General features: G+C 32.8%; 23 protein-coding genes and 2 pseudogenes. 6 read left to right on the top strand and 19 right to left on the bottom strand.

All coding sequences use genetic code 11. The features are described 5' to 3' along the window. Positions 1-142 precede the first annotated feature (142 nt). The 8 genes from JF73_RS02660 to xerA form a co-directional block, all read right to left on the bottom strand. Positions 143-514: a hypothetical protein gene (locus JF73_RS02660; RefSeq protein ID WP_046326863.1), complete on the bottom strand. Its 372-nt coding sequence runs from the start codon at positions 512-514 to the stop codon at positions 143-145. Between the two features lie 93 nt (positions 515-607). Continuing rightward, a complete protein-coding gene (locus JF73_RS02655; RefSeq protein WP_046326862.1) occupies positions 608-1,792 on the bottom strand; it encodes a metal-dependent hydrolase family protein in 1,185 nt (394 codons plus the stop codon). Positions 1,793-3,049: 1,257 nt separating this feature from the next. Beyond that, on the bottom strand, positions 3,050-3,535 hold the full coding sequence (locus tag JF73_RS02650; RefSeq protein WP_046326861.1) for a prolyl-tRNA synthetase associated domain-containing protein: 486 nt from the start codon (positions 3,533-3,535) through the stop codon (positions 3,050-3,052). Between the two features lie 29 nt (positions 3,536-3,564). Continuing rightward, positions 3,565-4,449 carry a restriction endonuclease gene (locus tag JF73_RS02645; RefSeq protein WP_046326860.1) on the bottom strand — a complete coding sequence of 295 codons (885 nt, stop codon included), beginning with the start codon at positions 4,447-4,449 and terminating at the stop codon, positions 3,565-3,567. Positions 4,450-4,574: 125 nt separating this feature from the next. Next, on the bottom strand, positions 4,575-7,691 hold the full coding sequence (locus JF73_RS02640) for a type I restriction endonuclease subunit R (protein ID WP_046326859.1): 3,117 nt from the start codon (positions 7,689-7,691) through the stop codon (positions 4,575-4,577). A gap of 56 nt (positions 7,692-7,747) precedes the next feature. After that, a complete protein-coding gene (locus tag JF73_RS09495) occupies positions 7,748-8,830 on the bottom strand; it encodes a restriction endonuclease subunit S (RefSeq protein WP_143435070.1) in 1,083 nt (360 codons plus the stop codon). A 20-nt stretch (positions 8,831-8,850) separates the two neighbouring features. After that, entirely contained in the window at positions 8,851-9,420 is a 570-nt protein-coding gene (locus JF73_RS02630; protein WP_052727765.1) for a restriction endonuclease subunit S, read from the bottom strand. Beyond that, positions 9,420-10,391, bottom strand: a complete 972-nt coding sequence (gene xerA / locus JF73_RS02625) for a site-specific tyrosine recombinase/integron integrase (protein WP_046326858.1) — start codon at positions 10,389-10,391, stop codon at positions 9,420-9,422. Before xerA ends, JF73_RS02630 begins: the two co-directional genes overlap by 1 nt. Before the next feature lie 179 nt (positions 10,392-10,570). Here xerA and JF73_RS09805 point away from each other — a divergent pair. Continuing rightward, positions 10,571-10,981, top strand: a pseudogene (locus tag JF73_RS09805) (restriction endonuclease subunit S); the annotation flags it as partial. Here JF73_RS09805 and JF73_RS09800 read toward each other — a convergent pair. From JF73_RS09800 to JF73_RS09955, 3 genes are all read right to left on the bottom strand, one after another. After that, complete coding sequence (locus tag JF73_RS09800; protein WP_052727764.1) at positions 10,924-11,589, bottom strand: restriction endonuclease subunit S; 666 nt, start codon at positions 11,587-11,589, stop codon at positions 10,924-10,926. The pseudogene JF73_RS09805 and the gene JF73_RS09800 overlap by 58 nt on opposite strands. Continuing rightward, entirely contained in the window at positions 11,579-13,111 is a 1,533-nt protein-coding gene (locus tag JF73_RS02610) for a class I SAM-dependent DNA methyltransferase (protein WP_046326857.1), read from the bottom strand. Before JF73_RS02610 ends, JF73_RS09800 begins: the two co-directional genes overlap by 11 nt. 397 nt (positions 13,112-13,508) lie before the next feature. Next, complete coding sequence (locus tag JF73_RS09955) at positions 13,509-13,874, bottom strand: DUF7010 family protein (RefSeq protein ID WP_371212567.1); 366 nt, start codon at positions 13,872-13,874, stop codon at positions 13,509-13,511. A 313-nt stretch (positions 13,875-14,187) separates the two neighbouring features. Between JF73_RS09955 and JF73_RS02600 the strand changes: the two genes are divergently transcribed. After that, positions 14,188-14,622: a LytTR family DNA-binding domain-containing protein gene (locus tag JF73_RS02600; protein ID WP_046326856.1), complete on the top strand. Its 435-nt coding sequence runs from the start codon at positions 14,188-14,190 to the stop codon at positions 14,620-14,622. After that, complete coding sequence (locus JF73_RS02595) at positions 14,619-15,077, top strand: DUF3021 domain-containing protein (protein WP_046326855.1); 459 nt, start codon at positions 14,619-14,621, stop codon at positions 15,075-15,077. Before JF73_RS02600 ends, JF73_RS02595 begins: the two co-directional genes overlap by 4 nt. Before the next feature lie 222 nt (positions 15,078-15,299). Here the strand turns inward: JF73_RS02595 and JF73_RS09950 are convergent. Together JF73_RS09950 and JF73_RS02585 are read right to left on the bottom strand one after the other, a co-directional pair. Further along, positions 15,300-15,416, bottom strand: a pseudogene (locus JF73_RS09950) (pyrimidine dimer DNA glycosylase/endonuclease V); the annotation flags it as partial. A gap of 400 nt (positions 15,417-15,816) precedes the next feature. After that, positions 15,817-16,338 (bottom strand): hypothetical protein, encoded by a 522-nt coding sequence (locus JF73_RS02585; RefSeq protein ID WP_046326854.1) that lies wholly within the window; start codon positions 16,336-16,338, stop codon positions 15,817-15,819. Positions 16,339-16,964: 626 nt separating this feature from the next. Between JF73_RS02585 and JF73_RS09795 the strand changes: the two genes are divergently transcribed. After that, positions 16,965-17,099, top strand: a complete 135-nt coding sequence (locus JF73_RS09795; RefSeq protein ID WP_257011430.1) for a hypothetical protein — start codon at positions 16,965-16,967, stop codon at positions 17,097-17,099. Between the two features lie 328 nt (positions 17,100-17,427). After that, positions 17,428-18,033 carry a hypothetical protein gene (locus JF73_RS02580; protein WP_046326853.1) on the top strand — a complete coding sequence of 202 codons (606 nt, stop codon included), beginning with the start codon at positions 17,428-17,430 and terminating at the stop codon, positions 18,031-18,033. 841 nt (positions 18,034-18,874) lie between these two features. Here the strand turns inward: JF73_RS02580 and rlmD are convergent. Beyond that, positions 18,875-20,227, bottom strand: a complete 1,353-nt coding sequence (gene rlmD, locus JF73_RS02575) for a 23S rRNA (uracil(1939)-C(5))-methyltransferase RlmD (RefSeq protein WP_046326852.1) — start codon at positions 20,225-20,227, stop codon at positions 18,875-18,877. 172 nt (positions 20,228-20,399) lie between these two features. Here rlmD and JF73_RS02570 point away from each other — a divergent pair, with 172 nt between their 5' ends. Beyond that, positions 20,400-21,110: a Bax inhibitor-1/YccA family protein gene (locus JF73_RS02570; protein ID WP_046326851.1), complete on the top strand. Its 711-nt coding sequence runs from the start codon at positions 20,400-20,402 to the stop codon at positions 21,108-21,110. Between the two features lie 140 nt (positions 21,111-21,250). Here JF73_RS02570 and JF73_RS02565 read toward each other — a convergent pair whose 3' ends face one another. From JF73_RS02565 to JF73_RS02545, 5 genes are read right to left on the bottom strand one after another with little or no spacing between them, the layout of a single operon-like run. Further along, a complete protein-coding gene (locus tag JF73_RS02565) occupies positions 21,251-21,616 on the bottom strand; it encodes a PTS glucitol/sorbitol transporter subunit IIA (RefSeq protein ID WP_046326850.1) in 366 nt (121 codons plus the stop codon). Positions 21,617-21,632: 16 nt separating this feature from the next. After that, positions 21,633-22,634, bottom strand: a complete 1,002-nt coding sequence (gene srlE / locus JF73_RS02560) for a PTS glucitol/sorbitol transporter subunit IIB (protein WP_046327385.1) — start codon at positions 22,632-22,634, stop codon at positions 21,633-21,635. Positions 22,635-22,658: 24 nt separating this feature from the next. Beyond that, the gene (srlA, locus tag JF73_RS02555) at positions 22,659-23,210 is read right to left on the bottom strand and encodes a PTS glucitol/sorbitol transporter subunit IIC (protein WP_046326849.1); all 552 of its coding nucleotides are present in this window, start codon (positions 23,208-23,210) and stop codon (positions 22,659-22,661) included. Then, positions 23,207-23,704, bottom strand: coding sequence for a transcriptional regulator GutM (locus JF73_RS02550; RefSeq protein ID WP_052059640.1), 498 nt, complete (start codon positions 23,702-23,704; stop codon positions 23,207-23,209). Before JF73_RS02550 ends, srlA begins: the two co-directional genes overlap by 4 nt. Position 23,705: 1 nt before the next feature. Then, positions 23,706-25,541 (bottom strand): PTS sugar transporter subunit IIA, encoded by a 1,836-nt coding sequence (locus tag JF73_RS02545; RefSeq protein ID WP_046326848.1) that lies wholly within the window; start codon positions 25,539-25,541, stop codon positions 23,706-23,708. Positions 25,542-25,546: the final 5 nt, after the last annotated feature.

The raw sequence follows: 25,546 nt of genomic DNA, 5'->3' as shown, positions 1-25,546 counted from the left end.
CTTTTTTGGATAAAAAATTTATATCTATTATTGTATCTAAAATTAAGATAAAATTAAAGATAAATTTAAAAAAGAGTTATTAATAATTTTTGCTTAAAAACTAAATTGGGAATCTATTTTTGTTTTAACTAAGTGACTTGTCTTATATCTTTTGTTCAATCTGAGCAATTTTGACTTGCAAAACTTCACGCATCCACGGAAAGCGCTTTTTCATTTCGTCAAATTCTGGCCCTTCTGCCAAAAACTGACCAGTTCCCCTAACATGAAAACCGGCTCCAGGTCCAGCTGTGCCCTCAACTTTTTTAGAACCCATAGTTAACAGGACATGATTATCTTTGGCAAAATCGTTCTCAATGCTGTGCATCCCCGCAGCAGGAATATATAGCAAATCATTCTTTTCATCGATTTTAACATAGGACATCCAAGTGTTTACTACACTGGCAGGATTGGCGTTAATAGTAACAATTGTGACTGGGCCTTCATCACTCATGACGTCTAAAAATTTTTGATTCATTTTTTCTCCTCCCCATAATAAAAAAGCTACTTTTTCAGTAGCTTCTTTTATTATGGAACATTTGTTCGAAATTGCAAAATCATTTGCTTATAATTAGTAAGCTCTTTTACCCTTTTTATAAACTGCCTTATCCTTTTGCACAACCGCGCTAATTTTTTCGAGAGGATTTTCATCAAGTACCAAAAAGTCTGCGTATTTACCCTCCTCTAATGAACCATATTCATCAGCGATTTTGAGGAGTTTGGCCGAATTATAGCTGGTTTCCAAAGCCTCGAAATTAGTAAAGCCTTGTTCAACCAGTAAAGGCAGTTCTTCAGGTGTCATCGTGAAGTCGTTAAACGGAGTTCCAGCGTCAGTACCAAGAGTAATTTTGACTCCCGCATTTTTGGCCTTAGTAATATTACCGCGCAAGTCTTTCCAAGCAGCCGCAATCTTGTTCATTTCCCAGTCAGGAATTTTACCCGGTGCATATTCGATGAATGCCCAAGCACCAACAATCGTTGGGGTTAAGTACGTTCCTTTTTCCAGCATCAACTTAATTTCTTCATCATTAACGTAAAAGCCATGCTCAATACTATCAACGCCGGCTTTAATTGCATTCAGAATACCAGGATTGCCTTCTGCATGTGCTGCTACAGTTAAACCTTTGTGATGAGCTTCTTCCACGGCAACGTGCATCTCTGCCTCGCTTAATTGCGGGTCATCCATAAAGTCATTTTCTGTCATTACCCCACCTGTCGCCATGACCTTAATTGCTTTGGCACCTGCTTTAATTCCTTGGCGGACAGCTTTACGCATTTCATCAGGTGAATCAACCAAAACACCAAAATTAGGCATATCACCATGACCGCCAGTCATAGAAAATGGGTGACCAGAGGGGACAATTTCCGGGACCTTGGTCATTTTATTTTGCTTAATTAAGTTATTAAGAGCGATGTCAATGTTATAGGTACTACCGCACTCACGGATATAAGTTACTCCGGACCTAAGCAAATCATGCAAATTACTTACTGCACGAACAGTTGAAGAAACTACATCAGTTTCACTGCCGCCATCTGGAGTTAACGGATCCATAATGATATGCGTGTGGCAATTGATTAAACCGGGAATCACGTATTTATTATTTAAATCAACTGTCTTGTCTGCTTGCGGTGCAGTGTTCTCCGTTATTGCGGTAATTTTACCGCTATCATCATCAACTACTAAAGTCGTATTGGGTTGAATTTTATTATCAACCCCATTAAATAAATTAACGTTAGTATATGCAGTTTTAGTCATCAACAAACCTCCAATTTTTGTATTAAAAAAGCACTCATCCTTTTCTTCTTAAGGACGAGTGCTCGCGTTACCACCTTTTGTTCATTTATTACTCACGTAATAAACCTCATTAACTATCAAACAATAGCTTGCAAAATTAACGGATGCAACTCCGCTACAGGCTGATTATCACCAGTAGACATCAATTAGAAGCCCATGTTCACTACCTACCACTAGCTAACTTTCACCAAAATGATAGCTCTCTTTATTAGCAATACGATAGTTACTCTGCTTTGCAAGATGCTTAATATTTAATTGACTTTTAATTTATCATTATTTCTTAATCATGTCAACTCTACGAAGTAAAAAACAAAAAGGCAGTTTAAATTTAGGGGTATAGCATAAACTACTTGATTAAAACCACAAACTTTTGCGCTTGCCAACTAGTTTATAGTTTCAATCTTTTAAATGCTGAATGACTAAGTTCATAGCAGTTGAAATTAATGCAACAATCTTTTCCAATTTAATTTAGTCACTTTGATGCTAGGTAATATTTCTGTCAACTGATAATGGTAAAACTGAACTAAACGGTGCACCTCCATTGATGACTGTAAAATTAGCTTCTCTTACCAGTTGAACTGACAGCTTAATAAAAAATACTAATAATTAATCTATCCCTGACTCACATGCGCTTTTCTTTTACAAAATAGTAATTTTGGCTACCAACTGACCTTTTGCCGAAAAATCAAAACAACTAGCTTTTTACCATTCAATCTCTGATATTTAAACGTTGATGAGATATTAGATATTTTACTTAAACTGATAGAGGATTTATTTTCAAATGACTAAATTTGTTTCTGAGTAACTTTAACTAAAATGGTTTTTAAGAATTGGATTATACACAAGAAAGATGTTTTATTTATGAGAAAGTAAGTTTACATAAGTTACGGAAATTACTGTCACGCTTAATTTTCAAACTACAAACTTAATACTAGCAGCGTTACTGCTCTTGCCTAACAATAGGCTGTAGATTCTTGGTGCCTGCCTTAGTAAATTACTAGTTCTGACCAGATATTAGCAGTAACGATTTTAAATTCTACAATGAAAGTAGTATTTTTTTAACTAATTAAAATCATAAATATAAAAGTTTACCATTTCGTAACAATTTAATATTACATATTTAATAATTGTATACAAACATAAATACTGTATGTTTTAAAAATAAAAAGGCACAAGTCGTTAATCTTGTGTCTTAATATTCAGGAGTTATTGTTTTGGCTACATTTTCACTACTTTGACTGGATTGCCCAAATCCTTTATGAGATGAATTAGAGCTTGCGGCTTTAACCAAATAGTAGCTGTGTTGTCGTTGGGATGAACAGCAATTCTCGGTTGTTGACTAAAATATGAGTCAAGGTAAAACGGTATTTCATGCCTAGGATCGTTTATCAGACCTAAAGGTGTGACTGAGCCCGGTTCTAAGCCCAATTTTTCTTTTAAATCTTGCGGTGAGGCAAAACTAAGTCTGCGAGTGCCATTTTCCTCACGAAATTGCTGTAAGTTGACTCTTTTATCGCCCTTAATAGTTAAAAGGTAGTAGTTACGTTTCTTGTCATCCCTCACAAACAAATTTTTAGCATCTGCTTCAGGATGCGGCAGAGCAATTTTTTCCATTTCTGCCATATTATAAACAGCCTGGTGCTCTACTATTTCATATTTAATTCCGTGTTGATCAAGGTAATGTAATGTTTCGTTTTTGTTCATTCAGTTTTACTAAATTCGTGTTAAATAGTTTAATCTTTTTCTGTATAAAATGATTTCAATCGATACGTAGTCACAGGCTCCACGTAATAATTATATTTTGCCACCAGGTCACAGATTTCCTCACCATCAATCAAAGTGATAATTCTGGTTCCCTGACGTGCTGTCTTAATTGCGCCGCGAGTAAAATCAGAATTCGTAATAAAAATACCAAATTCCGCGTTGTATTTATCCATTGCTCCGCGAAACTTATCTATTTCAGGAGCGGGCACATTAGATTGCCAGCGTTTTGCTTGCAGAGCCACTCTGGTAGTACGGTAATCGTTTGAACGAACATAGCCAAAACCATCAAGACCACCGTCAGCAACATAGTTAACGCCAATCGTCTTATCGACGTCAATTCCCATTTTGGTAAGTAAACCACGGCAAAAAAGTTCAAACTTTTTCGGACTCATTTTCATCAGGGCATCTAGCAAATCTTGTCTCCACTGATCTTCTTCTGTATCTTCATCCGTAGTTTCCTTAGCAGAATCAATTTCAGCCAAGTTCTTTTTCTTTAATTCCTGAGAATCATTATCTTCTAAGAATGGCCGTACATCCTTTTCCGGATCAAAAGTATCAAGATCAACTTTACGCCCTTTTTTAGTTAACTCTACTTGATGACCGTCTTCAGCTAAATAGCCTGTTCTCACCAAATAGATAACCGCATAATTCAGCGTATAGTCAAAAGGTTTATATTTATTACCCGTTTTCTTAGACACTTTAATTTTATCTACTTCTTGTTCTGAGATTGCAGTGGAATTGTCACGAATATCTGAACTAATTTCTCGCCTTGTAACTTGACCACCCAAACGACGCATTGCAATCAGAATTTCTTTCATAGTTATATTCTGAAGATTAATTTGTCGATTAGCCATTTAAATACTCACCTGTTTTTAATTATTATTGTCTCTTACACTATAATTAATTTTAGCAAAATTTTTTGATTCAAGAAAACATAGCAGATAAAATTAATTGCTATCTTGGTTCCATAAGAGCTGTATTAATCATCTGCTGCCATCAACTCTGCCTGCTCAACAACGGTATCAACTGCTGCTGGAGCTATATCCGGTGGGTAACCGTATTTTCTTAATAAATGTTTGACTGCAACCCTCATTTTTGCTTGGATATTTCTACGTTTTTCCCAATCAACACCAGCCTCTTTTTTAACTAGTTTAACAAGTTCTTGAGCAATTAAATGTAATTTTTCTTCTCCTAAAACTTCAACTGCCTTCTTATGATCAGCTAAAGCATCATAAAATGCAATTTCTTCTTGGCTAAGTCCAAGATCTTTTCCTCTTTCTTGTTCAGCATTAATTTTCTTGGCCATTTCAATAAGCTTTCGGATTACCAGTTCGCTAGTAATACCCCGCTTATTGTATTCATCAATGGCTTTTTGAAGCATTTCCTGAAATCTTGCTGACATTACCTTATTAGTTTTCATCATCGCTTTTACTTTACCTTTAAGTAACTTTTCTAATAAAGTGATCGCAATATCTTTTTCAGGCATACTTTTGACTTTCTGCAAAAATTCATCAGAAATAAGATCAACACTTTGTCTTTTAATACCCAATTCATTGTAAATATCGATATCTGGTTCAGAAATAATCGATTGATCAAGCAACTGCTGCATTTGATATTTAATATCCTTATGGTTATTATAGTTTGTTGAATTATCAGGTGCTTTTAATTTCATAATAAAAACTTTAACAGTTTTAAAAAAAGCAATTTCTTTACCATAAGCTTGTGCTTGAGGCTGCGTTGCAGTTAAAGCATAGGCTTTTTCTAACTCGGTAACCACGTCTAAGAATTTTTTCTGACGTTGTTCATTCTCATGCAAAATCTCATTTGCAACTTTTTGCGTAACTTTCAGTCTAACTGCACCATCAGGAGAATTAAAGTCTGAATAGTCAATTCCATAAAGATAATCATTGGTAATAATGTCATATTTTTCTTTCAGTACGGCAAGCGCTTTATCCATATTAATAGCAACTTGACCCTGATCATCTGTAGAATAAACCTTTAAAGCATCCTTTAGATTTTCAGCAATACCAATATAATCAACAATTAAGCCACTATCTTTATCTTTGAATACGCGATTAACCCGTGCGATTGCTTGAATTAAATTATGACCTTTCATCGGTTTATCAATGTACATAGTATTCAATGAAGGCACATCAAAACCAGTCAGCCACATGTCAACGACTATCACTATTTGTAATTCATCGTTATCGTCTTTCATTCGTTGCTGCAAAATTCGTCTTTCGGATTTATTTGTTTGAAACTTAGACATCTCTGGACCATCTGCAGCTGAAGACGTCATTACAACTTTAATTTTGCCTTTTTTTAAGTCCCTACTCTCCCAATCTGGACGCAATTTTATTATTTCGTCATACAATCTAACCGCGTTACGACGTGACATCTCAACAATCATTGATTTGCCAAACGTTTCTTCTTGACGAGTTTCAAAATGATTCACAAAATGCTTTGCAATACTTTTTAAACGTGGTTGTGCTCCTGCCAAAGCTTCTAAACGCGAAAATTCACGATTTCGTCTGGCATTATCTTCATTAGTAGGGTCGTCATCTAAGTCAACTTGTTGTATAAGCCTCTGATATTTTTCATCCGCATCACTTTTTAGCTTAAGGGGAAATACATGACTTTCATAATAAATTTTTACGGTTGCATGATCATTAACAGCTTGCGTAATGTCATATACATCGATGTAGTTCCCAAAAACAGCCACTGTTGACTTATCTGCTGTAGACAAAGGGGTGCCAGTAAAGCCTAAAAATGACGCATTAGGCAGTGCATCTCTTAAATACTCAGCAAAGCCATATCTCAAGCCATTACTAGTAAACTTGGGCTTTAAACCATATTGACTCCTATGGGCCTCATCAGCAATAACAATAATGTCGTTTCTTTTTGACAGCACAGGCATCTTAGTTTCACCACTATTAAAATCAGGCGAAAATTTTTGAATAGTAGAGAAAACTATCCCACCCGCTTGTTTTTTCAGCGTTGAACGTAATTCATCGCCAGATTCAACATGCTCAGGATTTTGACGCAAATATTCATGTGCTGCAGCAAAGGTATCAAATAGTTGATCATCAAGATCATTACGATCATTAATTACCACAAACGTAGGATTGTTTAATTTACGAGCAGCTATACTAGTAAAAAAGACCATTGATAAGCTCTTACCTGAACCAGTTGTATGCCAAACGACCCCAATTCTCTTATCATCGGGACTTTTAATTGCCTTGTTAGCAGCTTTAATTGCTTTATTTACCATATAGTATTGGTGATAGGCTGCAAGAATTTTGATTGTTTTGTCGCCGTCTGTTTCAAAAATTATGAAGTTTTCAATGATATTAAGTAAATCTTTTGGCCTGAGCATGAACTTTATCATTGTTACTAATTCCAGTTCATCTTCAGATTCACTATTCTTTGGAGCTCTCCATCTCATAAAACGATCAAATCCGGCATTTAATGAACCAGCTCTTGCATTAATACCATCAGAAGTAATCAGGATTTCGTTATATTTCATATAGTCAGATATATCTGATTTATAAGTTTGTAATTGCTGGTAACCGCTTTCTATACCAACATGTATATTGCCGGCGTCCTTAAACTCAAAAGTAACTACAGGAATACCATTGATAAACAGTGTTGCATCAGGTCTACGTTCTCTCTTACCTGCAAAAGTAAATTGATTGGTAGCTATAAATTCATTAGCATCAAATTTTTCAAAATCTATCGGATATAGTGTATCTGTATGATTTTCTCCGTTTAAAGTAGTTCTTACTTTGATACCTTCAATCAATAACTTATGAAAGTAATGGTTGTTTATCATCATATCCGGATTATCAGCTAATCGAATTATTTGTCTAAATGCGTCTTTATATATTTCTTCTTCGTAGTCAGGATTAAGTCTCCTGAGAGCTTTATTTAAGTTATCAAATAATATTGCTGAAGTATGATCATTGTCACGCGCAGCATCAATAATTGGATTAGGACCACTTGAAGTGGGACTTTTAAACACCTTATATCCTACAGTCTGTAAGGTATTTAAGGCTAAATTTTCAACATCTGATTCTAAAAGATATCCTTTTGACATATTAATTTCACTCCTTTCTATACAGATATTGGTTAGCTAAATGATAATTTAATGCTTCAAAATATTTTACTAAGTAGAGTTGCTTTTATTGTTTGCAGTATTTTATTTTGTTTCTTATTTATGTATATTTGGTCCATAATCGGCTTAACTTTTTCATGAAAAAACAAAAGACCATTTCTATCAGGTATATTAAACCTATAATTTTCAAAGTCGTTCTTTGAGATATTGATGTACACACTACCAGATTCAGTTTGTTCAAATTTTTTAAACATATCATTTAAAATAAAATAGAGTATTTCTTCATTGTTCACATCTTTTGGTATTGCTGAACCCGTACCTCGACCGATTGCATAAGGCTTAGACACTTTTGCAGTTAAGCCTATTGTTGCTCTGACACCAAAAATATAAGCTCCTTTGTTCACAATTATTTTTGGATCTGTGGTCCATTTTGAAGGTTGAATGCCATTTCTAAAATCAGCTGCCCCGTTTAACAAGGGTATACCAATTTTATTTTCATTGTATGTTTTACTACTAGGGGATTGTCCCATTACTACTGTTGCAAAACTTCTTAGATTAGTTTTTGTAATTTGAGATGAAAATAATATTCTATGATAAATGTTTTTAGCTATATCTAATAAATTATCATTTATCAAATTATTTAGTTTAATTAGACTTTCAATAACAAAAAAATAGTTAGTCAATTTCTTTTGAGTACTAATAGAGGGAAGCTCAAAAGTAAAATTCAAAATAGCTTTTTTATCACCTCTCGGCATTTTCGTACCTTTTGCAGTTAGAGTAACATAATCAAAAAATTTATCACTTTGAAGTAATAAATATAAATACTTTTGCAACAAAATATTGCTATTTTTAGTTCTAAATGCCAATACATCATTTGAACGAACACCATCTCTATCACTGAACCATATTTTCTTAAAATAAGGTCTAATATTTGAAACCAATACGTCATTCTTTTGATATGAAAGGATTTTGGAAATTCGTGGGAGACTTTTTGCAGGAAACCTTATGCCTTCTCTATTTGGCAAAATATTTTCTGTACTTACATAATTATTTACATCTATGAGTGAGCTACTCTTTTTGTCCGTAATTATGCAAACTACATCCTTCAGTTTTGCTTTCACAATAAAATTACCCTTCTCATTCAATATATTTCACTAAGAGTTATCTCATCATTTATTCTTCCATTAATATGGATTTTCTTATCTAAAAATTGAAAAATGCTTCCTATTTTGTTTTGCAACTCTATATTAGGTAGTTCAACTTCAATCTTTCTAAGATCTTTTTGCTTGATACCAACAACTGTAGTCCCTGTGGCTCTTAAAAGTAATTGATTTTTAAAGCTTTGCGAATTCATAAAAGCATACATATACCAAGGATTAACTATCTTTTTATTGAATCGTAATAGAAACAATCTTTGACTTAAAATAGCTTTAATTGGCTTAGAAACCAAATATACTTCGCCCAAAGGAGCCTCTGATGTCATTAAAATATCACCAGGTTCAATGTCTCCATCTTTCATCCAATGCTTATACAAAAGTTCGCTACCATAGTGACTTTTATCAGTATTAACAATTTTATTATCTTTTATATTTTTAGCACTTAATGCAATAATATCTTTTTGACTTTCTGTCCAATTCATTCCTAATTTTTTGGGTGTTTTCCCTCGATAATCCATAATGAGTTGAACTATTTCTTCTATTTTATACCTCATCAACCTATATACTTCCTATGTGCTATCTTCACATTTTGCTGTTTTACCATTGCATAATGTAATGTAGTATCTATTCTCTTATGCCCCAAGAGTTGTTGTAATTGCTCAATTGGCATACCTTTATCAATCGCTTTTGTAGCTAGTGTCCTTCTAAACTTATGTGGATAAACTTTTGCAATTCCAATCTTTTGACCTAATTTTTTTAGCCTTGATTCGACACCACTTATAGTTAATCGTTCATGTTCTGCTCTTAAAGAAACGAATAAGGCTTCATGGTTATCGTGTCGTTCATTCAAATATTTTCTTAAATGTAACTTCGCTCTAGCGTCAAAATAAGCGATCCGTTCTTTATTACCCTTACCAAAAACAATACACTCACGTTCTTGAAAGTTGATATCACTGCGGTTAAGTAAAACCAGTTCCCCAACACGCATACCAGTTGAGGCCAAGAAGTCTATCATTGCTAAGTCTCTGACATTTGTACAACTATCACGTAATTTTTCAAGTTCCTCATCCGAATAGGTCTCTTTTACTGTAGTTGCGACTTTCACCTTATGTATTCGCCTTATAGGACTTTTAATAATGTAATCTTCATCTTCAAGCCAATTAAAAAAACTAGATAAAATTCTACGAATATTATCAATTGTCACTTTACTAGAGCAGTGAACTTCCTGATATGTCATTAAATAGTTCCGCAATTCATCGGTACTTACTTCTCTAGCATTTTTATCAATTTCAATTAACGCCTTTGTAATTGTTACTTTGTAATATTTAAGAGATTTTTCCGAACAACCTTCGGCTCTTTTAGCCGCAAAATACTTCTTAAGCAAGTTTTTATTGTCATATTTTGATTTAAATTCGGTTTTTGTCGTAACTAAATTATTTAAAATAGTTTTTAGTCTCATTAAGTTTAGATTGTTAAGGTACGGCAACATTTCGCGAATTATTGTTTCTGATTCATCTTTTCTCATTGTAAAATCTCCGTTTTTTAGAAAATCATACAATAAAAACCGTATTTACAGAAATAAATGATAATTTACTTGATTTAGTCGATACATTATTTGATAACATAATTAAATGCTCAATATTATACAAAGCCACACTCAATGATATAGGAACCATTGCTGGAGGTGGTACTCCATCAAAAAAAGTGAATGTATATTGGAATGGGAAAATACCTTGGCTAACACCTAAAGATCTTTCAAAAAGTCACTCAATCTTTACTTCAAAAGGAACTAGATTTATTACAGAATATGGTTTAAAAGAGAGTAGTGCAAGATTGTTCCCCGCAGGAACAGTTCTGTTCAGTTCAAGAGCTCCAATAGGTTATATTTCAATAGCTAAAAATAATATTTCAACCAGTCAAGGATTTAAATCAATCATACCTAACAAAGGATATTCTCCAGAATTTATATATGAGTTATTAAAAAAGGAGACACCCTTAATTGTTAGAGAAGCTAATGGATCAACATTTAAAGAAATATCTGGCACAAGACTTAAAGCTCACATAGTTAATATACCTTCAAAAGAAAAAGCTAAATACTTTGATAATTCCGCACTATCAATATTCAAACTGATTAGTAAGAACGAAAATGAGAACAAAATACTTAAGAATCTAAAAAAAGAATTACTTAATAAAATATTTTGAAACATTAAATTATCATTTAGCTGGTTATTTTTTTGAATTAATCCATCTATAAGATTTAATGGTCGACTTTTTGTTTCCATTTCTTTTTTAGTAGGTAATTCAATTTCTAGGTTTCTTAATTCTTTTAATGAAATAAACTGTTGGGTACTTCCATTTAATTTTTGCTTTATTTTATTTTGTCCATCTTCACTCTGAAGATAATAGTTCATCCAATTAGATAATAATTCATCACCATGAAATTTTAACAGTGCCAAATTTTTTATTGCATATTCAGGATTGTCATTTTTTTCTTGATAAACATTTCCTACAGTTCCTATCATAGATAGTAAAATATCATATTTTTCAACATTGCTTCTTTCATTAATATGGTTAAAATCATTAACAGAAATATTTTTTGCATTTGAAAAGTCAATTTGGTTTGTAGATAAATTTTTTGTTGTTATTAATTTTTTCCCTTTATCAGTTGCTTTAGGAGATTCATGAGTGCCATCTCTTACATCAATAAAATCACTAAATTTCATATCCAAGCTCCTTTAAAACGTCTTTTATTTGAGATTGAAGTTTATCGCTTTCAGCAAATTCCTTTTTTAATTCGCCAGTAAGGCGTGCCATTTTAACTTCATAAGGTTCACCATCATCTTCTTGTTTGGCTAAACCAACATAACGCCCCGGAGTCAAAACATAATCGTTTTTTGCAATCTCATCTAAAGAAGCTATTTTGCAAAAGCCTGCAACATCTTCATACTTCTGCTTGTTAGTTCCACGATAGGCATGATAAGTGTCAGCTACCTTAGCAATATCCTCTTTAGAAAATTCTCGGTGAGTTCGGTCCACCATTTCACCAAGATTACGTGCATCGATAAATAAAGTTTCCCCTTTACGAACCCGTTCTCCTTGAGAAGCTTTATCCATGTCGATAAACCATAATGAAACTGGAATTCCTGTAGAATAGAACATCTTATCAGGCAAAGCTACAATAGCATCAATTTTATCGTCTTCTAAAATTGCTTTACGAATAGCATATTCGTCCTTTGTAGAAGTCGATAACGCTCCGTTTGCCAAAACAAAGCCAGCCTTGCCATTAGGCGCTAATTTACTAATTATGTGCTCTATCCATGCATAATTAGCATTACCGGTTGGGGGTACTCCATATTTCCAACGTGCATCTTCTCTCAGCTTTTCTCCATTCCAGTTTTTAACATTGAATGGCGGATTAGCCAGGATAAAATCAAATCTTTCACCTTTATGTAAATCGTTGAGAAAAGTATCGCCCTGATGAGGTCCAAGATTATTATCAATACCACGAATAGCTAAATTCATCTTAGCTAATTTCCAAGTGGTCGGGTTTGATTCTTCTCCATATACCGAAAGATCATTAATCTTTCCTTGATGTTCCTGCACAAATTTATCTGATTGAACAAACATCCCACCAGAACCGCAGCAAGGATCATAAATTCTGCCTTTATAAGGTTCAATCATTTCTACTAGTATTCGTACAATAGACCGAGGAGTATAAAACTCCCCTCCCTTTTTTCCTTCCTGCGAAGCAAACTCATTTAAAAAATACTCATAGACACGTCCCAGCACATCAGATTGCTTAGCTTTTTCGTTTCCTAAACTGATATCAGAGATTAAATCAACGACTTCGCCCAACCGGGTTTTATCTAAGTCAGGCGAGGCGTAATTCTTACTCAATACACCGCGCAAAGAATCATTATTTTTTTCTAAAGCATCCATGGCATTATCAATAATTTCACCTATTTTAGGTGATTTAGCAGAATCTTTAATCAATTCCCAACGTGCTTTTTTCGGTACCCAAAAAATATTTTCAGAAAGATACATATCAGGATCTTCTGCATCTTCTGGAAATTCTGTTTTTAATAATTCATTTCGTCTAGCTTCGAAAGCATCGGAAACATATTTTAAAAAAATCAATCCTAAAACTACATTACGATATTCAGAGGCATCCATACTTCCTCTTAGTGCGTTTGCAGTTTCCCACAGTTTGTTTTCTATATTTAATTCTTTTGTATTTGTTGCCATATAATAAATTTCCTTTTGTCTTCAACTTTAATCATTATGTTAAAAACCTTAATTAAATTATACACTTTGAATATATATGTGTGTGATGATTATTTTAATTTTATAAATTAGTAGGTATACTATAATAGTTTTATTGATCTAATTTATATTTTTATTATTTGTATCCGCTTAATTATTTATAGTATTAAGCTTTTTAAAACTAAACATTTTAGTTTTAAAATATTCAAATTTGCTTTTCTAAATACAACTAAATATTATTTCGTATTTATTAAGTCATAAAAAAATAGCAGATGATTAATATCACTGCTCTAAATATAGTTTTTATCAAACTAAGACTTTAATTGCCTATTTTCCCATATTAAAGCTAAAGAAAAGACTATTTCAATTCCCATCATTGTCAAGCCAAAATTGCTGGCTCAAAGTTTAGTCCAATGATCAAAGCCAAAAAGGTTATTGAAATCGACAAAGTAAAATAAACCCGAGACCTATAAAGCCAACTATATGGTAATAAATGTGCGCCAAAAATAATTGCTAAAATCATAAGCATTTTTTCTGGTATAGTTGGATAAATCCACATCGCAATTAGCAAATACAGTGCTTGGTTAACAGAAAACAGTATTCCCAACTCAGTTAATGGATTACTTTTGTTTTGAAAATCAACATTAATTAGCTTAGAAACAAAATAAGATAAAGGCAATAAAACTGCAGCACAAACAAAAGTAAAGAGATTTTTCGTTAATATTGGCATAGATGAAAAGTGAATAATTGCAATGACTAGCCAAATAAAAATTGAAGCTAGTATTATATGTAGTCCTCTTTTTGTTTAAATGCACAATCTAACCTTAATTCATTAATTTCTTGCATCATCTTCATCCTTTTAAGTAAAAAACTTTTTCTTTTAAATTATACTTTAGTATATTCATGCACTCAAACCCTCTTTTAATTATAAAAGCTAAATTTCAACCAGAAACACAAATTTAGTAACCATTGATGACATTTATTTCACCATTTGCAGTAATCTGGGATAAAAATGAAAGTCATCTACTATACTTATTAACAGGAAGGAGAAACCAAAAATGAAAATTAATTGTCACGTCGACCCTAATATTAGTGAAGAGCACGGTGAATTATGGATCAAAAAAATGACACCAGCAATTAATGAACTTTTGCAAAAATTAGCACAGTCCGAAAATTCATTATGGTGCCATTATCAATCTCAAATTTATCCAATTCAATTTGAAGACATTTATTCACTTGAAGTTGCTAATAGAGATATTAATGTTTATACAGAAAAGCAGCAACTTACATATAATGATCGTTTATCAAATTTGAAAGTAGATCTACCGAACTATTTTATTGAAGCTTCACGCAGCGCTATATTTAATTATCAACACATCGATCACCTTGAATTACTTAATAATGGGTTAATCGATGTTGTTCTGACCAATAAGCATCGCGTACAAATATCAAGAAGAAATATTAAGAACCTGAAAGAGAGGTTAGGAATATGAAAAACACCAAGAGATTTATCAATTATTTGTTTACTTTTGCTACTGAAGGCATCTTCATTGGTTTAATGATTTCTATCTTTTGCAGTTATGCATCACATAGCGCAGTTTATGTTCCATCCAGTCCATCTTTTACGACAAACTTTAGCAATTTGCTTAATGCTTTTACCGCTTCAATTATTCTTTGGGCGGTCACTGGAATATTTTTCGGTTTTGGCAGTTTTATCTTCACTATTAACCATTGGTCATTATTAAAGAAAACAGTTATAAATTTCTTCACCTACTATTTTGGGTTTGCTTTTTTGGCCCTTTTAGCTGGTTGGGTTTCGTTAGACTTGATTAACTTCACAAAATTTACTGTGATTTTTGTCATCATCTACTTGATTTGCTGGTATTATAATTACCATAAAATTGCAAAGGAAATTGCAAATATTAATCATAAAATCAAAAAAGAGTAATCTAATTACAATGTCAAAAAAGTTGAGCATTCATATCAAAGTGCTCAACTTTTTTTCTTACGTTTCTTAAAAAGAAATTTAGGAAAATGTCTTCATTCAATGTCAATCTTCTGCTTTTTAACAAACCGAACTTAATACAAATCAATTCCTTTTTGGTGCAAATTATCCAAACAACTTTGTAAATATGCATCATCATGTTCTGGGTATATTGAAAAACATAATAACGGTAGCATGCTGTTTGCCCAAGCCACATCCGCGCAAAGCGGCAATTTCGCGGTGTTGTCCTAATAACTGTTGCCTAGGCAGTCGCAAAATTATGTCTTGATACCATAATCTCATAACTTTTCTTTGCACTCCTGAATTAAACATGAATACAATAAATAAGTAATTTGATACTTTTTAACTCAAAGACTTAAAAATGGACCCAAATTATCATCTTTTGATGATAATTTTGAATACTCTTACTATCAATGGGCTTAAATACTTATTAAATGTTTTAAAAAATCTGTTTATTTCAGAACACGGTAACTTGAAAATACTAGAATTATCTTCAACAGATACATCCACTAACATTGCACTTATGTCATTTATACTTTTGTTAAAATTAACAAATTCAGCTTCTTTATCAAATATTTTATCCTTTTCCGTAATTTCATTTATTACTCTTTAAAAAATTGTATGCTCAAAAAAGTTATTAATTATCTCTTTAATTTTATAGGTTATAAATAAGGCGTCAAAATTAACTATTCAAATCCTTCCCGTATTGTTTCATAACTGCAATTTTCCATTGTGCTAGTAAACCTTTGAACTCATTAGAATTAAGATATTTATCACAAGATTCACTCAAATCAATTTCTGAAATATATCCACCTGTGACACCTTTTTCTAAAACACCTTCTTCTAGAACACCTTTCTCCTTTAATATTAAAACAGGTAATCCCGACTGATAACCCATTGCCGTTTCAATTTGACAATATGGACTAGTTAGCCACTTATCAGAAATAATTTTAGGATGTTTGGTTTGTGGACTGTCCATTCCTTTTTTGATATGAGCCCTTTTTAAAGCTACAGTTATCAAACCATATGTGTTATTCATAAGAGTTATTATACCTTCCAGGGGTGCTTTCATATCATACCTATTTACCCCTAATGTTAGAGGTTCAAACCCTGAACCTGATAACTTGTTAGATAATTTTTCGATAAAATCTGATTGAATATTATTAATTGGTCTTGGATGACTTAAAAAAACAGGTATACTCATTTTAATCCTCCTTATATATATAGTTATATTATATGTTCAAATAACAAACATAGCAAATTATTTTTTTAGTAAGATATAAATGGCTTATACTTTTGCATCCACTATAACCAATTAACTCATATCATTACGTAGTTAAAAATATAAGTGAACAAATGCAAATTTCTTAGTAATTTCAATTTCTGTAACGCATCACAGCTTTTAAACACTTAGAAAAAAAGAGTTATTTAAAAAATTAAGAAATTTACTTATGCAATATCATTCTATTATTTAAATTGTTGAAAATGTTATTTTGTTAAATATTTTTTTGCTTTTAGATTACTATCATGATTTAACGAACATGACTAGTTCCTTTAATATAATATTCAGTGACTTTATAAGGTCAAGGTCATCAGATGTCTGCAACCTTAAATTTAAGAAACAGAAATCTTGGATATCACTTACCTCAATATTCTTAAAGTATTATTTCGATCTTCTTCAATCATTTAAACAATGTCGTATTTAAGTAAATTGATATTAAAAAAGTGATTAACACAGATAAATAATGTCACCTTTCAACTTAACTTTTAATTAAAGTTTAGAATAATAACATTATTTTGCCATTTGTACAAGAATATTTAAAAGTCTATATGGAATATATTATTAATGATCATGAAATGTCACGAAGAGATCAAAAGCACCACAAACTAAGTTATATTGAACAAATGTTTAGCTCAATTTTAATAGCTCAATTCATGTTAAGAAGCCAAGTTACTGAACAATAAAAATTAAACTATTTTTTATACTGATGCTCAATCAAACCGTTTAAGAATAAAATTCTATCAGCAGCATTAATAAGAAATATTCTTTAATAAAATATAAGGAGATTGCGGTAGCTTTTTCAAAGTTCCTACATATGTTTCTCCTTTTTTAATATTAAATATAATTTATTGCCCTATATATCTATATATATTCTTATGATTACCATATATAAAATACTTTTATAATGGATATAATCACCACTTTTTTAATCAATTTGACTTTTTAAGATTATTAGTTATTATAAAAATATATAAACATATAACATTTTAAATTAGGATAGGAGATATAATAATGCCAGAAATTAATAGCGATTCATATTTTTATCACCTGCTGGAGGCTCAGGCGGCTCGTGAAAATAATGAGGATTCACCATCTAAATATGCTAGTTATGGTAAGCCAATAGATACAATAACTGATACTCTAAAAACTTATTTTTGTTCTAATGATACTTCTGATATCCCCGAGAAAGATTTAAATACAATAAGAAATATTTCATATTCTTATCAGTTACTTGAGTTTTACATACACGCAAAGAAAGAACTTTATCTTTCATTTCCTTTGAATTGCATGATTAACAAACAATTATTAATCATTTCTTTTGAAATTGAACAAGCTTTACTATGTTTAATGTTTCCCGATATGTATAACAAGTCAGCAAATGAGAGAGATAAAATAATAAAAGAAAAGAAATTACTTAAACGTTCACTAATTGAAAAAATTGACAATAATAGAAAATATCGAAACAAAATTCATCTTTCAGTAACAGAAAATAACCCTGATATGGACTACCAAATTTTTAGTGATGATTCAAAAGTAAACGAATCAATTACTATACTAAATTCATTACTAGATATAAAAATACCTAAAGAAAAAAGTATTTCACTTGATCCAATTTGAAATTACATTCTATACCAAATGCAATACTTGGCTCTGTTTACTTTTATCTCATGAATTATGATATTAGATTTACAATCTTTTATTTTATCCCGATTGAATTAATATCAGGAACTGAGTCGCACTTTCACAACTCATTCAAACTATAGCAATGCTCCGTAAGGACTAAAAGCCAAAGGAGTATCAATTCCGATCTGCTATCAACTCTAAAATTATAATAATTCTTAGTTGCTAACTGAGGACTAACTCACAATATTCATTGGGAGCTAGTCCTTTCAGTTTAATCTTGATTCTTTTCTGATGTAGGCTATGATTACATTCTTCGACTCCTTTATTTAAACTTTTCTCAAAGCCATAAAAATTCCATCTGTGTTTGTTAAAGAAGCCTTCAATTAGCCTATATAATGTAAACTATCAATATGTGATATTGTGTGGCTAGTATTATTAGTTGCTAAGATTTGTCTTAGCTATGTAGCTAAAGCAGATTATTTTTTTTTGCAGTTCTTGATCCGCTGAGTAACTAAGACACTTATTTCTTTAACAAATTTGTTTTTGATAATTAGCTTTAAATTCATCTAAAATAAACACTCATTTTCTTGCTTTATTAGCTGTCTGCTTTTAAAAGTAATGTTATTATTATTATTTTATAATTTTATCGTAATTAATTATAAAATCTATCATCAATTTTTGAGCTTAAATTACATACTAATTGGCAAGGTGGTTTATTCCTATCAATGAGTTACCTAAGTGTAAGTTCATTAAAGTTATTGGTATAAATAGTGTGAGACATATCTAAATAGTTAAACAATTTTATTTAATCAATCCCACCACACAGGTATAGTATTCATTTCCTAGCCCGTTCCAATACCGTTACCGCCTCAACATGCGGTGTTTGTGGAAACATGTCAACAGGATCGATTTGATTAAAGGTGTAGCCTTCATTCATAAATTCCTGCAAATCACGAATCATGGTTGCGGGATTACATGAAATATAGACAATCTTCTTCGGACTAGTTTTTACTGCTGCTTCAATAAATTCTGGTGTTAACCCTTTGCGTGGTGGGTCGACAAAGATGACATCAGCTTTTATCCCCTTAGCTGCCCATCTTGGCATCACTTCTTCTGCCTTACCAGTCACATATTTAGCATTACTGATACTATTCAACTTAGCATTATTATTGGCATCTTTCACCGCGTCAGACACGCTTTCAATTCCACGGACAGATTTAACGTGCTTGGCAACACTTAAACCAATAGTTCCAATACCTGAATAGGCATCAATCACAATATCATCAGGTTGCAAATCAGCTTTTTTAATAGCTAAATCATATAAGCGAGGAGTCTGCAGTGAATTGATTTGAAAGAAACTTTCAGGGGAAATCTTAAACTTAACATCACCTATTTGATCCGTAATTTGTGGTTTACCAAAGATCAAATAATCAACTTTGCCCAAAATAACATTGGTCTTCTTCGGGTTATAATTCAATACTAAGCTAGTGACACCAGCAATTTGCTTAATTGTCTCTGCTACTTTAGGTAGTTGCGGAAAATCCTTGTGCAGACAAACTAAGATGACCATAATTTCACCAGTCGCTTTACTCCGGCGAATGTCCAAGTACCTGACTTCACCCTGATTATGAATTTCATCGTATGCTGGAACATGATACTGTCTTAAAATGTCACGCACAGCAACTAAAACGCGGTCAATTTCAGGATCAGTAGTAAAGAAATTGGTCAGAGGCACTAAGTCGTGTGAATGTTTTCTAAAAAAGCCAATTTCAAGCTGACCTTTAACTTCACGAACAGGCACTTGTGCCTTATTACGGTAACCTGTTTCTTCAGGACTAGGCAAGGTCTCGCCCACTTTGACATCATCTAAATGTGCTTTTTGCAGTAAATTTACTACTTGATTACGTTTAAATTCCAACTGCTTATCGTATTTAACGTGTGCTAAAGATGCCAAGCCAGTTTGAACCCACTGATTGAGCTTAATATTAACCCGGTCAGGGCTTTCCTTGATAATTTGTTCAATTTTAGCAAAAGCAAAGTGTTTCTTTACTTTTAAAATCTTGGCTTCCACCGTTTCTCCCGGTAAAGCATTGTTGACAAATACCGTCATCCCTTCATAATGAGCTACACCCATTGCCTCATAAGATAAATCGGTAATTTCTAACTTAATAATTTGATTTTTTTCCATATCTTGTCCTTTTTTACAAACATAATTAATATCTCTATTTTACTAAAAATCCCGTTAAAAGTAATGTACATGCTGTATTCTTAATATTGGATTAATTTCAGCTTTTTCCCTTCACACTTACTTTAGTCTGTGTTACTTTTATTATTAATAAATTAAAGAAAGGACGTTTTTCATGAATAATTATGATACTAATTCAGATAGGCGCCAAATCCACACCATCTCCGAAACTAATACTTTTTTAACTAAAATGTATGCGCTGATGGGTGGTGCAGTGCTTGTTTCTGCATTAGCTGCCTATTTAACAATGACCGTATTCAGAAGCGCTGTAATGAACATGCCAGTAGCAATGATGTGGCTCATCTTATTTGTCCCTTTTGGCTTATCAATAGGAATTAGCTTTAAAGCAGATCGTAATCCGGTAGCCAGTCTAGTAATGTTAACAATTTTAGCCGGAATTTACGGCTTTGAGTTTGCCTTGATTGCAGGCTTTTATACCGGTACGCAAATCACTTCTGCTTTCGTTTCAGCGGCAGCGGTGTTCATTGCCATGGCTTTGTTTGGTACTTTCACTAAAAGGGATCTTAGCAACTGGAATGCCTACCTGAGTGCTGCTTTACTTGGTTTTGTAGTTGCTCTGATAGTTAACATGTTCTTACGCAACCCTGCCGTTAACTATGTCTTCTCATTTATTGGTGTCATTCTTTTTACAGGCTTAGTCGCCAGTGATGCTAACAAGATGAAAGCAATATACATTAATTACGGTAATCAAGTTTCAACTAATGGCTTGGCAGTACTTGGTGCATTGCAACTCTACCTTGATTTCATTAATATTTTTATGTTCTTACTAGAAATCTTTGGTGGCAGCAGCAATAGTCGCAATTAGCGCCAAACTATCAAAATAATAATAAGTAGTTCTTAAGATAGAACTACTTATTTTTTATATCAAAAAACACTCCTGATAACTAATCAAGTTAAAAAGGAGTGTTTTTAAATTCCCGAAATTTAACTAATATACTAAAGCCTTTAAAAGATTTCTACTTCAGTACCTACTTCAATTGTTGGAAAAGCTTTCTTTTCAACATATAAGGAACCTGGTAAATCGGCTTCTTCATCGCCCGTGAACTTAACGGCAATATGACCCAAATTACTTAAGTTGGTATTAACTTCACTACCCACTGCGGTAATTTGATAATCAGTTTCACCAATTTTAAGTGTCATGCCTTTTATTATTTGGGCATCTACTTTGTTAACGTCAATAATGAAGCAAGAGTCACGTAACGCACTTGGTGCTTCATCACCGAAGAAAATCAACATGTCAACGGCTTTGAAATCTTGTGCTTCTTTGCCAATTTCTCTAACTACTGTTTTAAATATAGGCTCTTTTCCCAATTTTTAGAAATCCTTTCTATTTTCCACTGTAAAGGCCGAAACTTGCAAGCCATGCTACAAATACACGTGGCACACCATTTATAAATCTTGAATATAATACTGAAGTAACTCCGACTTCAACGGTTTTTGCATCTGCGTCCATTAGACCTAAGCCAACTGGAATAAAATCACAACCATTTTGGGTGTTAATGGCAAATAATGCTGGCAGAGCGTATTGTGGTGGAATATTACCCTTGCCAATTTCTACACCGATCAAAGTACCAATAATTTGACCAATAACTCCGCCGGGTCCTAATAATGGTGATAAAAATGGTAAGGAACAAATAAAGCCTAGAAGCATTAAGCCCCATACATTACCTGCCAGCGGAGTCATCAATTTGGCAAACCACTTACCAATACCAGAGGCATTGATAATACCAATCAGCAGCGATACAAACGCCATGAAAGGCAAAATAGTTTTAATCACCGTATCAACAGATTTTTTAGCTGCTTGGTTAAAAATCGCCACGACCTTACCAACACCAACACCAATTTTAGCTACCCAACTACCATCATTTTGTTGCGTTAAGGTTTTATCAGTATCAATACTGCTTTCAGTTGACTCAGTTTCCGCTGCGTTCTGGGTGCTATCTGCTGAAGCGTTTTCTTCCGTACTGGTAATTTCATCTACATTAACAGCAGATACGTAAAGTTCTGGTGTAATGAATTCTGCTAGCGGTCCTGATTTTCCTGTCGACAATACATTAATTGTTTTTATTTTCTTTTTAGGATAAATACCACACCTTAACGTACCCCCACAGTCCACAACTGCGACAGCGATTTCTGCATCAGGAATAGAGGTTTTAAAACCATCTACCGCTTTCATACCCGTTAACTTAACCAGCTTGTCAACTATTGCCGGTTTGTTGCCACCAGTGACATACAAAATTGTGTGTTTTTGTTCAGTTGGTGTAATTACTAGGGGCCCGCCCCAGCCACCAGAACCGTGAACTATTTTCACGCTTTTCCATTTGGTCATAATTTTGTCATCTCCCATCTTAAGCTATTCCGCAACATTAGCTTCTTTAGACAATTTGATCCCCGTTGTCTTACATACATATTCAGTAGTAAAATCGGTAATCCAACCGCCAATAAAGTTCATAACTAAGCCGACAAGTAAGTATCTCACGGCTAAATCCATGGTATTCAAGCCTAACTTCTGGACACCAGCCGCAATTCCCATCCAGATGAAGTACTCTGCTGGGTTGATATGCGGAAACACACCATTACTCGTGTGACAAAATTGGGCACATGAAGCATAGTAACTAGGTTTGTAATATTCCGGTAGAAACTTGCCCATAGTATGTGCTAAAGGGTTACCTAGCATAAAAGCCGCAATAAAAGGTAAAATCATATACCTCATGAACGGATTCTTAGAAGATGCCTCAGCAAATTTGTTCATTTTCTTTTGCCCAATCATTGCAATTAAGGCATTCATGAATACGAGCATAATCAAAACTAACGGAATAATTGTGCTTACCCAATTTGCAAATTGCTTACCACCGGCTTGAAATAATCCCATAAACCAAGTGGCAAAATTAATAATATATTTCATAATTCTCGCCTTCTCCTTATTTCTTTAAATTTTCCAACTAACTCATTCTTCCACATTGAAAATACAGGCAGAGAAAGAAAATTAGTACTCGTGTCTATATCCTCTCGACTCATCTTGCCGGTTTGATAATTAATCAAATTGCGGTAAGCATTCAAAATACATTCTTGTGTGAGAGAATCGTAATTATTTAATTCTTCATAACTGCTAGCTAATAAAGGTAAGCAGTTACCTTCTAATGATTTTAATTGTTTAAATCTGGCAAAAATGCTTACGCCCTTCATTATCTGAGCGTGACTAATGTTGCCCTGCTTATCAATATTAAGTAATAGCAGTGTTCCCGCCCTAAGTTTTTTAGGATTCTTTCCGATTAAAACTTTTCCGTTTTTACACATCTTGCGAAAAACTTTGACAAAATTCTTAACTTGTAAAAAGCCGAAAAAACTTTGAAGTAGAAAAACTGCCCCTAATAACAGTGAAATAAATAAAATATTCAATTTACACACCTTCTGCTATTTGAATTAATTGTTTTGAGTCATCATATTGAGCAATGTTGTCGTATAAAATTTCGTTTCTAGAAATTAAGCCAATAAAATCGTAAAGTCTTGATGTTGCATCGATAAGTTCCTTATTTAAGCTGTTCGGAATGCCAATTAAAAAAATCAATTTTAGTTCATTCTTTTTGAATGAAATTTTATTGTCAATAATGCCAACACTAACCAGTATTCGTTCTTTATTTGAATAATCAATCGCATGAGGAATTGCAATTCCATTCGTAAAAATGTTATTAGTATCTTTTTCTCTTTCAATCCAAGTGCGCTTAAAATCAGGAGTTAATTGCCCTTTTTGTACTTGATGGTCAATCATCTTGTCAACGGCGTCATAGTAATCTTCGGCTTCAAGGTGTTCTACGGATAAAATAATCTTCCCTTGCTTTATTAATTGCTCAATCACAGAAATTTGCATAATTATCGACAATGCTTCCGGTCTGAAGGCCGTGCCCACATTTACTACTTGCACATCTTTTATTTTTAAAGGCTTATCAACAAAAACTAAGAGGAATTTGTCATTCGCTTTCTTGAACTCTGTCACATTAGCGAAAGAATAAGTTCTTAAATTCTCAAAAACATTCAGCAACTTATTTTCGATGAACCCTTTAACGGAACTGCGAATTGAGCCGACAAATGCCACTCTTACCTGTTCTTTGGTGTCTTCAGAAATTTCTTCCAGAAACATTTCAAAATAGACCACGTAATAATTTAATTCGTTTTTTGAAAGGCAAACTGCAAATTGAGTATTTATCCTATCAGCTAGTTTTAAACTAAATTCCAAGGCTATCGGATAGTTGTCAGAAATATTTCTGGGTAAAACCTCAATAATTTTCGTATATAAAAGTGTCCGGTTAATTGAAAATAATAAATGCCACTTAATTCTTTCATAAACTGTTTGAGCATTTAATCCATATTGCAGCAAGGTACTTTTAAACGGAACAAATAACAACTCATAATTTTGGTGAAAAGCCTGTTCAACACTAGCTAAATTTAAATAATTATTTTTAGACAAATCTAATGGCGAAAGAATAAATTTTATTTCTGCCTTAGTAATATCCTTGATTGTCTCTTTTAACTCGGCAATTAAGTTGCAGATAGCGCTAGTTTCATCCCATAAAGGATAATAGTGTTCGGGCAACTGCTGCAGAGTATAGCCGTAATTTTTGAATACTTTGACCGCTAAGATATTGTTTAATATTTGGTGGTGAGCTTCTTTTGAAACTTCTAAGCTTTTAACAGTCTCAGAAAAGGTGGTAGTGAAACTTAACCAGCTTGATTTGGAAGTGTGATTAATGACAAAATTTCTTAGTGCACAAATCTCATCAAAATTGCTGGCAAAGCTAACTTTGATTCCCTTTCCCGTTTTAGACTCAATTTCACCCTTATAAGAACTAAGACTAGCTCTAATCTGCTTTAAGTCCTTATTAATTACTTTTCTACTAATAGTTACTTTATCTGCTATATCATCAATTGAAATAAAATTCTTATTTTTAATAAGAATATCAATAATTAATGCCTTTCTCTTAACCGGATCATTTAAATCCAGCTCCCCTTTTAAAAATTGAGTTTCAATATCCAGAAATTTTGAATAGTCATTTATTATTAACTGAAATCTTTCAATGCCAGCCGAAATATGTGCTGATTTTCCTAAAATAGAATTTATTTCAGCAATACGTTTATTAGCTGTTTTAGCAGAAATATTACTGTAAGCTTCAATTTCTTGCATCGTCATTGAGCCATTTTCAATGAAGAGTTTTAAGAGTCCAAATAAATAGCTATCCATTAGTT

The organism is Lactobacillus helsingborgensis, assembly GCF_000970855.1.
Taxonomy (GTDB): Bacteria; Bacillota; Bacilli; order Lactobacillales; family Lactobacillaceae; genus Lactobacillus; species Lactobacillus helsingborgensis.
This window is presented reverse-complemented; position numbering and strand designations above follow the sequence as displayed.